The organism is Nostoc sp. CCY 9925, from assembly GCF_963920935.1.
Classification (GTDB): domain Bacteria; phylum Cyanobacteriota; class Cyanobacteriia; order Cyanobacteriales; family Nostocaceae; genus Nostoc.
Genome location: NZ_CAWUDO010000046.1, coordinates 1 through 14282, shown reverse-complemented (window position 1 = coordinate 14282; position 14282 = coordinate 1). Strand labels below are relative to the sequence as shown.

At 40.6% G+C, this 14282-nt stretch carries 13 protein-coding genes and 1 pseudogene; 5 read left to right on the top strand and 9 right to left on the bottom strand.

Annotation, left to right across the window (positions count from 1 at the left end; translation table 11 throughout):
• Nucleotides 1-214: 214 nt before the first annotated feature.
• Nucleotides 215-817: a DUF3318 domain-containing protein gene (locus ACM0OY_RS21970; protein ID WP_414570960.1), complete on the bottom strand. Its 603-nt coding sequence runs from the start codon at nucleotides 815-817 to the stop codon at nucleotides 215-217.
• A gap of 370 nt (nucleotides 818-1187) precedes the next feature.
• On the opposite strand from ACM0OY_RS21970, the gene ACM0OY_RS21965 reads away from it, so the two are divergent.
• A complete protein-coding gene (locus ACM0OY_RS21965; protein WP_414570959.1) occupies nucleotides 1188-1448 on the top strand; it encodes a hypothetical protein in 261 nt (86 codons plus the stop codon).
• Nucleotides 1449-1514: 66 nt separating this feature from the next.
• Here the strand turns inward: ACM0OY_RS21965 and ACM0OY_RS21960 are convergent, their stop codons facing one another.
• The 5 genes from ACM0OY_RS21960 to ACM0OY_RS21940 form a co-directional block, all read right to left on the bottom strand.
• Nucleotides 1515-3146, bottom strand: coding sequence for an iron uptake porin (locus ACM0OY_RS21960; RefSeq protein WP_414570958.1), 1632 nt, complete (start codon nucleotides 3144-3146; stop codon nucleotides 1515-1517).
• Nucleotides 3147-3300: 154 nt separating this feature from the next.
• Nucleotides 3301-3903: a Crp/Fnr family transcriptional regulator gene (locus ACM0OY_RS21955; RefSeq protein ID WP_414571002.1), complete on the bottom strand. Its 603-nt coding sequence runs from the start codon at nucleotides 3901-3903 to the stop codon at nucleotides 3301-3303.
• 351 nt (nucleotides 3904-4254) lie between these two features.
• Entirely contained in the window at nucleotides 4255-4920 is a 666-nt protein-coding gene (gene phoU, locus ACM0OY_RS21950) for a phosphate signaling complex protein PhoU (protein ID WP_414570957.1), read from the bottom strand.
• A 28-nt stretch (nucleotides 4921-4948) separates the two neighbouring features.
• Nucleotides 4949-6274: a sensor histidine kinase gene (locus tag ACM0OY_RS21945; RefSeq protein WP_414570956.1), complete on the bottom strand. Its 1326-nt coding sequence runs from the start codon at nucleotides 6272-6274 to the stop codon at nucleotides 4949-4951.
• A gap of 53 nt (nucleotides 6275-6327) precedes the next feature.
• Entirely contained in the window at nucleotides 6328-7080 is a 753-nt protein-coding gene (locus tag ACM0OY_RS21940) for a winged helix-turn-helix domain-containing protein (protein ID WP_099068451.1), read from the bottom strand.
• 468 nt (nucleotides 7081-7548) lie between these two features.
• Here ACM0OY_RS21940 and ACM0OY_RS21935 point away from each other — a divergent pair, with 468 nt between their 5' ends.
• Entirely contained in the window at nucleotides 7549-8532 is a 984-nt protein-coding gene (locus ACM0OY_RS21935) for a hypothetical protein (RefSeq protein ID WP_414570955.1), read from the top strand.
• Nucleotides 8533-8591: 59 nt separating this feature from the next.
• Nucleotides 8592-9671 (top strand): hypothetical protein, encoded by a 1080-nt coding sequence (locus ACM0OY_RS21930; RefSeq protein ID WP_414570954.1) that lies wholly within the window; start codon nucleotides 8592-8594, stop codon nucleotides 9669-9671.
• A gap of 457 nt (nucleotides 9672-10128) precedes the next feature.
• Here ACM0OY_RS21930 and ACM0OY_RS21925 read toward each other — a convergent pair whose 3' ends face one another.
• The gene (locus ACM0OY_RS21925; protein ID WP_414570953.1) at nucleotides 10129-10767 is read right to left on the bottom strand and encodes a response regulator; all 639 of its coding nucleotides are present in this window, start codon (nucleotides 10765-10767) and stop codon (nucleotides 10129-10131) included.
• 300 nt (nucleotides 10768-11067) lie between these two features.
• Nucleotides 11068-12441: a sensor histidine kinase gene (locus ACM0OY_RS21920; protein ID WP_414570952.1), complete on the bottom strand. Its 1374-nt coding sequence runs from the start codon at nucleotides 12439-12441 to the stop codon at nucleotides 11068-11070.
• 796 nt (nucleotides 12442-13237) lie between these two features.
• Between ACM0OY_RS21920 and ACM0OY_RS21915 the strand changes: the two genes are divergently transcribed.
• Entirely contained in the window at nucleotides 13238-13660 is a 423-nt protein-coding gene (locus tag ACM0OY_RS21915) for a hypothetical protein (RefSeq protein ID WP_414570951.1), read from the top strand.
• Nucleotides 13661-13665: 5 nt separating this feature from the next.
• Nucleotides 13666-13869 (top strand): sulfotransferase, encoded by a 204-nt coding sequence (locus ACM0OY_RS21910; RefSeq protein WP_414570950.1) that lies wholly within the window; start codon nucleotides 13666-13668, stop codon nucleotides 13867-13869.
• A gap of 220 nt (nucleotides 13870-14089) precedes the next feature.
• On the opposite strand, the pseudogene ACM0OY_RS21905 reads toward ACM0OY_RS21910, so the two are convergent.
• Nucleotides 14090-14282 (bottom strand): annotated as a pseudogene (locus tag ACM0OY_RS21905) (hypothetical protein); the annotation flags it as partial.

The following is a 14282-nucleotide window of genomic DNA, read 5'->3' as shown; positions in this document are numbered from 1 at the left end:
AAAACACCTCTGTGTTTAGCTTTGAGAGTGAAATTGTGTAGCCCAGCAACTTGAAATTCGCTGTATATAGAGTTAGTTTACCTTGGTTCGCAAAAACGTTGATTTCTAATTTTTAAGTAAATAGAGGTAATTAAATGTCAAATGTCAATCAATAAATTATATAACTTAGCAGATTTTACCTTCTGCCTGCTAACTCCTGAATAATGACTCATTTCTACTGATAATTTTCTGGCATACCCACTGGTGACAAACCAGCGATCGCTCGTAAATTTTGGCAACGAATCAATTCGCTAAAATTTAAACTAGAACGCCCTTCAATTTTGGCTACCGCTTCAATCGCAGATAATAGATGCTGGGCTGCTTCAACTTCTGAATAACCGCGCCGTTGTGCTACCCGAATTGCTGCTGCATCAGCGTTTAACTCCGACTCTTGAGATTTATTAGTCCGCCAGATGCGAACAAGGGCGATCGCACTTAATCCCCCACCTACAGCTACACCCACCAGATCTGATTGTGCTGCTTCCAATAATCCACCCAACAGCCCGGCCAGCACTACACCTTGATAAATGTCCGGTTTAAACCACTTCACCCCCGTCAACCAGCTAACTACCTGTAACAGCAGCAAGTCTCGTTGTGGCTTTGTTAGGCGACGCCACAAATCGAAATTAATGTATATTGGTCGCCCCTGATTCCAGGGTTGAGGAAAGGAGGCGTCAATCACTTTTGCTTGCTCTGGCTTGCTAACAATTTTTGTCGTCATCCGGCCAGAAGCAGGCATCACATCTAATAAACGGCGAATTTCAGCATTTGGCTCCATAATTTTAATTATTAGCCATAATGTGCATACTGACTAGTTGCTAAAATATCAAGTTTCTGAGAATTGATAATAGTTATCACTAGCAAGATGCCCATCCCACAAAAATTATATAGATTTGTGGGGTGGGCGTCTCGCCAATCCTTAAAACTGGTGGGAAATCGGAAAAAGATAAACTTTTTGTGTTAATCTTTGATTTGTAATCTATTGTTAATATTCTTAAAAAATAAGTCTTTTATTGGTGAAAGGTTCTGCAAATTAAGATTTTTCAATAAAATAGCCAAGTTTTTAAGAATATTGATTCACTCATTTTACAGTGTTTTTCAATTAATTGAACTACACTACTCCCTACTCACTACTCCCTGTCCTAATCATGGACGCTTTTGCTCCCCTCCCACCTGAATGGACAAATAAGGCCATACATGCTTACGAGTTTTGTTGCCCTACCTGCTCGTCAAGTAGCCTCGAAGCTGAAAAAGTTTGGTTAAATCGGCGATCGCCTGTGCTTACAGAAGACCATCGTCGTAAATGGCAAGAATTCTATTCTTGCCACTGTGGTTGTGTGTGGTGGGCTTGGAGTAGCGATCGCAGCCCAAAAGATATATCAAATCAGCCAGATTATAATCCTACATAACGAATTTTCTTTCTAAACAAAACCCCACCCTTCAAGGGTGGGGTTTTGTTTATCTAATTTCCGATTTTAGAAGGAGAATGTAGTACGCAGCGTACCTACATAAATGGTGTTATTAGCATCGTTGTGTTCTGGGTTGAAGATTACCAGCAAGCCAGGTGTGATTTGCAGATTATCAGAAACCTTAAACTTATAAAGACCTTCTAAGTGATAAGAGGTATCGTCGTCTAGGTCAACATTAGTGGCAACATCTTTGATGCTACCACCAGTAATTCTGGGTGGTTGACCAAAGATAACACCTAAGACGTTACCTTCTCCACCAAAGTCTTTTAAAGCAACGGAGCCAGCCCACCACCAAGAATCTGCATCTGTACCCGCATTCACACCAGTTTTCGCATCAGCTGTTGCATAACCACCCCAACCACTCAGAGCCAACTTAGGACTAAATTGGAAAGTAGCTTGTACGCCGTAGTTGTTGGATTCAACACGACTACCAGCTCCAAAGGGGTTGTTAGCAAAAGTGCTACCTGTACCTTGGAAAAGGTTATTAGCTTGAGTATCTGTTTGATAAGTACGAGCGTAGCTTAGACCAATATTAAAGGCTTTGCTAGGTTGGAAAGATAACTGACCAAAGATAACGCTATCACCATTGAATAGACCATTATTAACATTGGGGTCGTTAGCAGTTCTAGCTAGATAAGCGCCAGTCAAACTGATCGCACCTTTAGGATTAAAAGTAATAGTCGCACCAGCACCACCTTGACCTTGGCGATAAATGGGGCTGAAACGTCCATAGCGGGAGAGGGCACCTCTACCAGAGCTAGCAAAGTCAGGGTTAAAGGTGTTGACGTTTTCGTATAATTCACCACCAACTGCATCAATTTTCACCCGTACTGCATCACTGAAGTTGAATGCATAGTTGACTTTATCGATGTTAACGCTGTTGGTAGTATTACCGTCAAAGCCCAAGCGGGTCATGTTAGTACCAGTAACACCAGCGTTGGAAATGATGTTGCCAGCATTCAGACGGATTTGCAACTGGTCTGTACCGTAGAAACTGCTGTACAGGTTCAAACGAACGCGGTCATCAAAGGTAGTATTGGCATCTAAATCTTGAACCGGATCGCCAGTTGGAACTGCTCTTCCATCTCCAAAAGCTTGAGATATGTTGAAAATTGCTTCCCCAACTAACTTGGTTGTAGTCGAGAATTGATTAGCTTCTAATTCAGCAGTGCGGGCTTCTAAAGCATCTACACGACCGCGCAGGGTTGCTAATTCAGCAGAAAATTCTTCTTGTAAGCGCTGTAGGGTAGCTAAGTCTTGTTTGCTTACCAAATCAGCTGTAGCTGTAGCAATCAGTTCGTTAACTCGGTCTAAACAAGCATTCAAACCTGCGGCAAATTCGTAACGGGTCAAAGCACGATTACCGCGATAGGTGCTGTTAGGATAACCTGCAATACAGCCATAGCGCTCAACTAGAGATTGTAAAGCTTGGAATGCCCAATCTGTTGGCTGGACATCGGAAAATTGAGAAACTGATGTTACCTGATCTATATTGTTAGATTCTTGAGCTTCAGATAACTGGGCAACATTTGTTATTTGGTCGTTAACTTCACCAGCAAATGCACTATTCGCAGCGCAAAATGTAGCGGCGACAACAACCGGACTAACCTTAATAAGATTCCAGAATTGTTTTGTCATTTTTTTACTTTCACTCACACCTAAGTAATCCAATGATGGTAAAATGCTTAAAACATTTTACTTTTGGGTTATTTCACACAAAATCACAGCACCGATTATACCTTATGTCCTGTGATTAATACAAGCAAATTAATATACTGCTGAATTAAAATTACTAATTAATGTATTTTGGCAATCGCAAAATAATGCGGCGCTTGTGACGTAAAATTGCTCCATCTTCCTCGAATTGCTGTAGTAGCCGTGTAATTGTGACTCGCGTAGTATTTAAAACTTCTGCAATATCTTGATGGGTAATATTCAGGTCTATCAGCTTGCCTTTGTCTATGTCACGTCCAAATTTTTCACTTAACCACAGCAGAAACTGCCATAAACGTAAGGACATTGGTTTACGATGCACTATGCTCAATAAATCCTCCGCCTGTTGAATGTGAGACAAGAAAGCATCAACATCTTGATGCCACAAATGAGCGGGGACAATGCTGACTTCTACAGCTGTCAGACATTCGATTTGATATGGCTTAATTCTAGACAAAGGATAGCCAATTAAATCTCCTAGTCCCCAATAACCAAGAGTAATAAATGTTCCGTCTTCACCCCACGTTAGGGTACGAACTGCACCATGTTGAATACGCCAAAGTACATCGTTTCGAGGCGGAATTACTTCCCGACGGCTAAATAAGTATTGTGATACCTGTCCTTCTACAGTAGAGTTGTTTGACAGCTTAGAAGAGTTAAGAGTGGGAATTGTGGAATACATCATGAACCGTAGCCATACAGGCTATTAGGGAATATTGCATCTGAACTTATTAAAAAATCTAATATTTTTTATATTCAATATTTATCTATGCTTACATTTCAACGACTAGCAGCCAAGTCAAAACCTTCTCAAAACAATAGCTTTTGGTTAGAGCTATTTTTTATATTGAGAAAAAAGGAATTTATTTAGCTGTTTACCCCTTACTTTAATTGTGTAAGTTTAAGAAAAGGTAAGCTTTTTGTAAAATATTTAGTTAACTTAATTCTCTGGTATTTTATTAAAACTTATATATACTATTGATAAAAACCTTTGGTAGAGCGCTTAGTTAAAGTTAGGGTTTAAATCCTTAACTCAGCGTTGACCAGTGACGATATATGCTACCCTTTGACCGATATTAGTGGCGTGATCTGCCATACGTTCCAGACAACGAATCGCCAATGCCAACAGGACAATTGGCTCAACGACGCCTGGGACATCACGTTGTTGGGCTAAAGTCTGATAAACGCGATCGTAGGCGTCGTCTACGGTATCATCTAAGTGTTTTAAACCCCGCCCACCGGCTTCATCAAATTCTGCTAAAGCTACTAAGCTAGTTGCTAGCATTGCCTGAGCGTGACGGGACATGACTTCAATATCTGGTAAAGACGTATGAGGCGCATACGGAAAGATTTTAATAGCAATCTCCGCTAAATCCTTAGCATAATCGCCAATGCGCTCTAAATCCCGGACGAGCTGCATAAAAGCACTCAAGCAACGCAAATCTTGTGCCGTAGGTGATTGCAGCGTCATAATCGCTGTACAATCTGATTCGATTTGTCTATAAAAGCGATCGATTTTTTTATCTAATCGGGGAAGTTCCTCAGCTGCTGCTAAGTTACGAGCAAATAACGCTTGGTGGCTGAGGCGAAATGATTGTTCCACCAAAGCTCCCATGCGTAATACATCCCGTTCTAAACGCCTAATACCGCGTGCCAGTTGGGGTCTTTGAGGATTGGGACTGTAACGGACAGCTTTCACACTTGTAATCTCAAACGTGAAGATATTTTTAACTATAGTCTTGGCTCAGGCAGTTTGCCATAACTTGCGGAAATAGAATTTGCATCCACGCCCCACCAGTTTCTGGATGGTTCATTGCTTTGATTGAACCACCGTGAGCTAGAAGAATTTGTTGAACGATCGCTAAACCTAAGCCATTGCCAACAATCGCCCCTATAGAATTATTATCCTGCGGGGAATGGGATCTGGCTTTATCTCCCCGATAAAATCGCTCAAAAATATGGGGTAAATCTGCTTGGGCAAAGCCTACTCCAGAATCAATAAGATTTATTTCGAGGGATGAGGAACCAGCATTACCGCCATTATTATTCGTTGATAGGATTTTTGCCTGGACGTAAATGGAAGTAGAAGGAAGACTATATTTAATGCTGTTGTCCAGCAAGTTGAGAAAAACCTGGTATATGCGGGCTGGGTCTGCCTCAATCCAAAGATTTTCTGGTCCCGAATAAGTCAGAGACAGATGTTGTCGCTGTGCTAAAGGTTCTAAATTTTCCCAAACAGATGCAATTAGCGATCGCAATTCCACAGCTTCGGTTTGCAATTGCATGTTGGGGTTTGTTTCCATTTGGGTGAGTTCTAACCAGCTTTGCACCAAATTAATTAGCCGATCGACTTCTTGCATGAGGCGGTTAACCCAGCGATTTAAAGGTGGTTCCAAGCGATTTTGTAAAGTTTCTACAACCAAACGAATCGAAGTCAAAGGCGTTCTGAGTTCGTGTGCTAAATCAGAAAAAGAGCGATCGCGTGCTTGATTTATATCTAATAGGGGTTGACGATTTTCTAAAAATACCCCTACTTGGCCGTTGGGTAAAGGCAAGCTGGACGCACGCAAAGTCAGAGATTTTATTGTCGGCATTTCTGCGGCATTATCACAAGATGGGTGAAATACCCACTCTTTGGTCTGTGGTTTTTGCCAATCACGAGTTTGCTCAATTAAATGATCGAGTTCATAAGACCTTACCAACTCTAGCAACAACCGTACCTGTCCTGGTTGCCACCTTTGCAGATATAAAATTTCCTGCGCCTGCTGATTGCACCACAACAGTTGATTTTCTTCATCCACCTGTAAATATCCCACTGGTGCAAATTCCAGCAGGTCTTGGTAAGTTTGCAGCGACTGTTGCAAATCTTGTCGCTGCTGCCTCACTAACATAATTTCCTGCCGTAACCCAGGAATCAGCGGCAGTCCCACTTTGTAAGAATGCGGGGTTAACGGTTGGAGTACGCGTCTCAGGTAGCGGTTAAGTTGAACCTGTTGCCAAACCCAAAACCCAATGCCTACCGCTAAACCCAGAAAAAATCCCAATAAGAGCATTTGAGTCGTTAGTTTTTTGGTGATTACTCAAAACTAACAACTATCTAAACTAATTATCCAAACCTATAGCCAAAACCTCGTACAGTCACAATATATTCCGGATGGCTGGGGTCTTGCTCTAATTTTTCCCGCAACCAACGGATGTGAACGTCTACGGTTTTACTATCCCCCACGAAGTCTGGACCCCAAACCTGGTCTAGCAATTGTTCCCGCGACCACACCCGACGGGCGTAACTCATAAATAGTTCCAGCAGGCGAAACTCTTTAGGAGAAAGACTCACCTCTTGACCACGAACCAGTACGCGGCATTCTTGAGGATTTAAGGTCACATCCTTGAATTTTAATACTGGTAGTTGTGGCAAAGTACTTAAGCGCTGACGCCGCAGTAAAGCCCGACAACGAGCCACTAATTCCCTCATACTAAAGGGTTTAGTGAGATAGTCATCTGCTCCCACTTCCAAACCCAAAACGCGATCGGTTTCGCTACCCTTGGCGCTGAGCATTAAAATCGGTACTGGGTTTCCTTGATGACGTAGCAAACGGCAAATATCTAAACCATTGATCTGAGGCAGCATCAAATCAAGGATGATCAAGTCAAAGGGAAGTTCCCCTGAGTTGGTTTCAAAACTTTTGAGATACTCTACAGCAGACCGCCCATCGGGGGCAGTTATCACCCCGTAACCCTCCTCTTCCAGGGCTACAGCTAGCATTTCCTGGATTAGTTCTTCATCTTCTACTACTAGAATCCGGCTGGTTTGTCCAATGTCCGTTCTTGCAGAATACTTGGTCGATTCACTGGTATACATTGATATCACAAAAGTCTAGGACTGTGCTTGTATCAATTAGGATGATCACATCTATTATCTAGCCTGAGTGTAACCGCGCTTCTACTAGGGTTAATTCTTTTAGATTTCCTTTACAGAAAGTTACATATGCCACAGCGCCTTATTAATAATTATAAAACGCTGTGGCTGGAAGCTGCCAATAGTCTTTTTAGTAAAATAGCTTCAATTTTTTTCTTGACAAGGGCAAATTGGGTTGGGTATATTGTTAGTACAAAAATACTATAAAACCAAACGGAAAAATATACTTAGAAAAACATAAAGGCACAACTGTGGATAACTCGTAGTATACCTCAGTGTCCGATGTTAATTATTTCAGTGTTTACACTGCGCTAAAAATACGATGCAAAGGCTACTCTGATGTCTGCATAGGGTAGTCATTGGTATGGCTTGCTACCCGATAAATTATTGCCTATAGAACGGAGTTGGAATATGACTACAGTTGGAGTCAAGGACAGCAAACAACAACTAATGCAAGCATTTCAACAAATTCTGATCCAAAGGAAAAAGCTGGAATTTAAAATAGCAACCAAACAAGAGGAAGCAGAAAAGGCAAAAAGTCAAGAAATTCTGCAAGCAGCTTCGAGATATACAGTTGATAGTATTGTTAAAGGTTTAGCTGATTTACAACTAGAGTTTGGCAGTATTCTCAATGCATTATCAGAAAAACTAGCTCAGGAAAACTCTAAATTAGATGAACTCAACCAAGCAATAGAAATTGAAACTCAACGCCTACAAGAGCTTCAGCAAATCAGAGTTGTTGCCGATACTCTAGATATTTTAAGTCAAGAACATCAAGAAAAGCTTAAAACCTTAGAACAAGATAGTATTAGTAAAAAGGAAACTCTAGAGAAAGAAATTGCTCTCAGGCGGAAAGAATGGCAAAAAGAGCAAGCAGAGTATGAAGAAAAACTGCAAGTATATAATGATTTTTTAGCGAAAGAACGCCAAGAAGAAGAAGAAGAATATCAATATAAGTCAGAGACAACTCGTAAATTCAATACAGACAGCTACGAAGCAATCAAGCGTCAACAAGAAAGGGAAATACAAGAAAATTCTCAACATAAAGAGAAAGACTGGACGGAACGACAAAAAATACTCACCCAACATCAGCCTCTATTTGCAGATTATCAACAAAAAGTAGGCACATTTCCTAACGAACTTGAGGAAGCCGTTAAGAAAGCTAGAGAAGAAGCAATTAAAGAAACAAATCAGAAAGCTAAAATCGAGGCTGATTTATTTGAGAAAGAATGGGAATCTAACAAACAGAGTTACGAATTAAAAATTCAATCTCTGGAAGAAACAATCAAGAAACAAACTGAGCAGATAGAAGGTATTTCTGCCCAATTGCAAACTGCATTAAAACAAGCACAAGACTTAGCTATGAGGGCTTTTGGTAGTTCTAGCACTAAATAGTTACCAGTCTGTAGCGTTTTCATTATTTTGAATTTTAAATTCCTGAAGAGGAGGCTTGTGTGGTGGTGAAAAAACCGACTGAGAAGAATACTAAAGTAGAAATTCTTCAGGCGTATGAGGAGTTAGCTAAAGAACAAGCAGCGTTGAAATCGCAACTCGATCAAGTTACCAAAGAAAGTAAGTCTGTAACTAAAGAACAGCCTAAAACAGAGCAAAAAACACCTATGAATCAGCTTTCTAGTATCCAACAAAAGATGAACAATACAATTGAAAGCTTAGGAAAAATTCAATTAGGTTTTGGTAGCGCTGCCAATGAATTATCGGAACAATTGACAACTAAAGCTTCTAATTTAGAACAAATTAGGCGAACTTTAGAGGATGAAATTCAACAATTAAAACAGTTGCATAATTTAGAAATTTCTGATGATATCTTGGATACTCTTATCCAAGCTTATGAAGATAATTCTAAAGCTTATCAAGATGAGTATAGCCAGCGTTCTGAAGTGTTATTGCAAGAAATACTAGATCAAAAAAATATTTGGGGAAAAGAACAAGAAGAACATCAACGGGCGATAAAAGAACGGAATGAAAACCTGAATAAAACTCGCCAACGGGATGCAGCAGAGTATAAGTATAATTTAGAACTACAACGTCAATTGAACAGTGATGAAGACGAACAGGGGCAGAAAGCACTATACAAACAATTAGAGGAGTTACTCCAAGAAACAGAGAAACAGTGGGCTGAACGGGAGAAAGCAATTTCTGAACGAGAAAAACAATTTGAAGAATTGAAAGCTAAAGTAGAGGCTTTTCCAAAAGAAAAAGAGGCAGCCATCAAAAAAGCTACAGAAGAAGGCAAAGGCATCGCTCACTACCAAGCTAAGGTTAAATCAGATTTATACTCTAAGGAAGTAGAAGGGCAAAAGCGCTTTTATGAACAAAGATTGCAATCTCTAGAACAGACTATTACCAATCAAGAGACACGCATTCAAAATCTTTCTAAACAACTCGAATCTGCCCTGAAACAAGTTCAGGATTTGGCAGTTAAAGCTATTGAAGGTACTTCTAATGTGAATTCTTATCAGGCAATGAAAGAAATAGCTTTAGAACAGGCAAAGACTCAAGTAAAAAATAAATAAGGGACAATTCATAGTGCAGAATTCAGAAGAATTTGAGTAAATTTAATAAGCTATGGCACTCTGGATTTTCTAGTCATTCTGGATTCTGGCAACTAACACTTTTATCCTTACATAATTTATGTGTAGAGGCTTAATTAAATTTAAGTCTCTACAATAAAGTCTAACAGCTTTTATTCTGTTTTCTTTGGTTTTTTGATATCTGGAGGAGGTTGTAGTTTCTTCTTCTTTGTTCCATTAGCCTGCGTTTGATTAAATGCTTGATGGGAATTTTTATCTTGACTAGTCATAATATTAAATTTTAAAGTCTACTACAATCTTATCTACATTACGGGTATTGTCGATTACAGAAATATCTCACAGGAAATTTAAGCATAAATACAAATCTTAATATATAAATCAGCGATCGCCCCGTGGTCGATTACGAAGTAACTTGGTTGAATCACCGCTATTAAACACATCAAGCTCGCACTGCTGTAGTTGCAGCCTCAGTGCGGTTCGTTACTCCTAACTTATGAAGTACCTGGCTGACATGATGCCTGATGGTAGAAGGGCTTAGTTTCATTCGTTGAGCGATCGCTTCATTAGTCAATCCTGAGGCCAGCAGTGCTAAAACTTCTCCCTGGCGTTTACTCAGTTCATAGGTAGGTTGGCATGAAGGTTTGCTTGGTTGCAGCAATGCCTGAATCACCTCTTGTGTCAACATAGAACGACCGATCGCTGCGGCTCGTATGGCATCCGCTAACTCATCAATCGAGATCCCCTTGAGCAAGTAGCCAATAGCTCCGGCTTGCATTGCTTGTTGTACCAAGTCATTCGCTAAAAAACTCGTCAAAATTAAAACCTGAATTTCTGGGGATTTTTTGCGGATAGCTCTTGTTGTTTCTGCCCCATTCATCCCCACCATCATCAAATCCATCAGCACTACATCTGGTTGCAACTTTTCGCACAAATGTACTGCTTCATCTCCATTACGCGCTTCACCCACTAATTCCATGTCATCAAACGCCTGCAAGAGAAATTTAATACCTCCCCGCAAGATTTCATGATCGTCAACAGTTATGACCCGAATTGGTTTGACTGATTTATCTTTTTCCATATATAAATCCGGGGTATTAATGCTGTTTTTAATACATTTACATTACATTATTCTTCTATTTTCAGTATTTATACGTGAAATTCTTAATCTTTAATTTTTAATTTACCACCAGCTAATTACGAAAAAATCCCATACTTTTAGGATAAAAATCTGTATTTTTTAAGTAAATTGGTATAAATAAACATGACTATATTACAAAAATTAAACACGCCTAAAATCCTTACTAATGAACAATTAAAAAGGACAAATTACCCTCTTATTAGTTAACTTTATTTGTGCTCAATACCCAATGCCCATTCCTTACTCCCTACTCCCTATTTTCAAAACAGCGGTTGACCAACTCAGGAGAATCTCAGTCCCCTTCCCTGGATAGCTTTCAAGAAGGAAAGTAGCACCAATGGACTCAGCCCGTTCTTTCATCATTGCTATCCCCAGATGACCAGATGGTATCTCGTTGCAGTCAAAACCACAGCCATCATCGCTAATACGCAAGACTATCTTCTGTGAATCGCTGTGGAGGCTAATTGATACTTGCGTTGCTTGGGCATGTTTAATAATATTATTCAGTGCCTCTTGAGTAATCCGGTAGAAGACAAGCTTTACCTCATTAGACAAAGGCCGATCGCCTGACACCGTGGTTATCACCTGTAAAGTTGCTCGTCCTGAAATTGCCTTAGTTAACTGCTGTAGCAATTCACCTAATGGTTTCTCTACCAAACCACTAGGACGTAACTCCATCAGTAGATTCCGCATTTCTCCTAACGCCCCTTGTGTGAGTTGGGCAAGTTCTTCTAATCCCTCTTGGACCACCTCTGGGTGGCGTTGCCAAACTCTAGGCAAAGCTTCGGCAATTGTCGCCACAGTAAACAATGTCTGCGATACTGAATCGTGTAAGTCGCGGGCGAGGCGATTTCGCTCCATTTCTACAGCAATCTTTCGTAGTCGTTCACTTTCTATCAATTGTTCGCGTAGTTTCACTGCTTGGATCAAGTCTTTGACTAGGCGTAGACTCATAATTATCGCTAAGGATAAAAATCCACATTCTGCCAGGTACATGAATTTGATCGCCCCTAAATCGACTAGGCGATCGTGTTGAACAACTCCTACCAAAATCATCAGGCTTACACTTAGAGTCAGTGCCGCTTGCTTCTCACCGCGCAGATATTGACGGTAACAGGCGTAAAAACTGAAAACAGTATTACTGGTTAAAGCTAATAATTGAAACCCAAACAGGGGATTGAGTGTACTTTCTGCCACGGTAATCACTTCGCCCCAAGGTAAAGAAAGACTTGATAACCTGCTGATCTGGGAGTAGAGAATGCCAGTAGAAGAAATTTGGTTGATTAACAAGCAAATAAGGTAGAGGCTATTCAGTACCAAAACTAAGCACACAGGCTTAAATTTCGTATATACAGCCAGGAACCAGACAACAGAAATACCGTAAATATATCCCAAAGAGGATACCAATTTACTTGCATTTATATAGTCTTCTACATTGGTAGCTTTATATTTAAGTATCACAGCCAGAATGTAGCTAAAACTTACTAAGCAAAATAACCCAAAGCAGAAGTGAAGCAAGGCTTGTAGTCGTCCATAAACAATTAGCAGGTGTAACAAACCGATATATAGGCAAATGCCAGCAAATATACCCAGAATGGTTGGAATAAGAGTCACGTCGCTTCGCTCCGAATTCAAAATTCAAAATGACGCTCGCGGACACGGCTTAGCTACGCTAACAAAATTCAAAATTAATAATCCTCATAAATAAATTTAGTTGCTCTGTATCCTTTTGTTTGTCGGTCATTACCTGATTTGATGAGAAGTCTGTTTCTAAAAAGTTTTAGTTAAAAAGGGTTAGAAACCGCCCGCCAGTCGCGTCTCACTTGGCGCTAGGCTCTCCCTTTGGGAGAAGGGAGAGCCTAGCACAGACTAACTTTTGCCACTTTTCCACTCTCCTTTTTGGCAACAATTAAATCCTTAATAGCTTAATTAAAGCTTGATTTGTGACTGACTGGATAGATACATAGGATCAATGACCTAGTGAAATATAAGTCATTGATCCTAGTCAAAAATAGGATACTTATACGATGCGGGAATCAAGGCGATCGCTATAAAATCTATGACGCCAATGATTTAACGAAAACTTTGGCGTAGGCGTAGCCCGCCGCAGGCATCGCCTTGCCTCTAAAATCAAAGCGCATAGTCTCAAAAGGTTATGTACCAATACAGATCAGTAGAACAACTAAACCTTTGTAGAGATTTTGGATTGCAATACTTCTACAAATATTTAGATGAAAATATTTATAAACTCACTACACCTGTGTAATTAATTCAAAAACAAAATGAATAAAATCTGGTTTTACAACACTCTATTGTTTAGTTCAGTTTTGGCAAGTACGTTACTTGCTACTCCTAATATTGTTAGGGGTGAAAACTTCTCCGCACCAGAAACTATTGCTAATACAGCACCTTGTCGCCTCAATGTCACTGGTTCTTATCTGACAAAATTTTCAACCAAGATAGCAGCATCGGCTCTCGTGGAGTTATTACACTGACCGCAGATGGTAACTTTTTTGTCATTGACTCCAATCAAGGTGGTGTTCCCAAAGTCTTCAATCCCTTTAGTAGTGGACAAGGTGCTTGGAAGTGTAATGGCAAAACTGGGGTAATTGCCAGATCTATTACCTTTGCTTATCCAGGAAGTACAGGAACTGCGGGATCTACTGGTAGCTTTGGCCGAGCAGACTATCAAGCCAGCTTTAATCCCCAAACACAGACAGTACAAGGGACTATCACACTGCGTTTGTTCAACCTCAATGCTAATCCGTTGTCAAATAATGTCCCACCTCTAGGAACATTCAACTTCTCAGGGCAACGAATCAAAGCCAATTAACTGTAATGACTCCAAAAATCCACTTTATCTCCGGTTTACCTCGTTCCGGTTCCACTCTACTCGGAGTATTACTGCGGCAAAACCCCCAGTTTCACGCCAGTATGACTAGCCCCGTTGGTAGTCTGGTGAACCGAATGCTAGAACACCGATTGAGTAATCCTGGAATAACCTCTCCCCCAACCCCTCCCCTCGTAGGGGAGGGGAGCTAAACTCCCCCTTCCCTTGTAGGGAAGGGGGCTGGGGGGTTAGGTTTTTGATTACTGAACGGAATGCTAGAAGCGATGAGCCAAGACAATGAATTTTCTGTCTTTATCACCCCTGAGCAAAAACGGGCGTTAACCTTAACTATATTTTCCACATATCTACCAGCCACAAGCCCACAAAGAAGTCATCTTCAATACTAATCGCCTGTGGTGTAGCAAATTGTCCTTAATTGTCGCCCAGCCGGTAGAGGCAGTGAGTTAATGAGGCTTTGAATTTTGCCCCTTTCCTACCAGGCTCGAATGTTGTTGCATCAACCTGCAACTTAGATGCATCGACCTGCACCTTAGATGCATCGACCTGCACCTTTGTTGCATCGGCTTGCACCTTTGTTGCATCGGCTTGCACCTTTGTTGCATCG

What these genes read in the sequence shown, in the direction of transcription:
- ACM0OY_RS21970 (WP_414570960.1), bottom strand. Translation starts at nt 817, where the DNA reads ATGGAGCCAAATGCTGAAATTCGCCGTTTATTAGATGTGATGCCTGCT.
- ACM0OY_RS21965 (WP_414570959.1), top strand. Translation starts at nt 1,188, where the DNA reads ATGGACGCTTTTGCTCCCCTCCCACCTGAATGGACAAATAAGGCCATA.
- ACM0OY_RS21960 (WP_414570958.1), bottom strand. Translation starts at nt 3,146, where the DNA reads ATGACAAAACAATTCTGGAATCTTATTAAGGTTAGTCCGGTTGTTGTC.
- ACM0OY_RS21955 (WP_414571002.1), bottom strand. Translation starts at nt 3,903, where the DNA reads ATGTATTCCACAATTCCCACTCTTAACTCTTCTAAGCTGTCAAACAAC.
- ACM0OY_RS21945 (WP_414570956.1), bottom strand. Translation starts at nt 6,274, where the DNA reads ATGCTCTTATTGGGATTTTTTCTGGGTTTAGCGGTAGGCATTGGGTTT.
- ACM0OY_RS21940 (WP_099068451.1), bottom strand. Translation starts at nt 7,080, where the DNA reads ATGTATACCAGTGAATCGACCAAGTATTCTGCAAGAACGGACATTGGA.
- ACM0OY_RS21935 (WP_414570955.1), top strand. Translation starts at nt 7,549, where the DNA reads ATGACTACAGTTGGAGTCAAGGACAGCAAACAACAACTAATGCAAGCA.
- ACM0OY_RS21925 (WP_414570953.1), bottom strand. Translation starts at nt 10,767, where the DNA reads ATGGAAAAAGATAAATCAGTCAAACCAATTCGGGTCATAACTGTTGAC.
- ACM0OY_RS21910 (WP_414570950.1), top strand. Translation starts at nt 13,666, where the DNA reads ATGACTCCAAAAATCCACTTTATCTCCGGTTTACCTCGTTCCGGTTCC.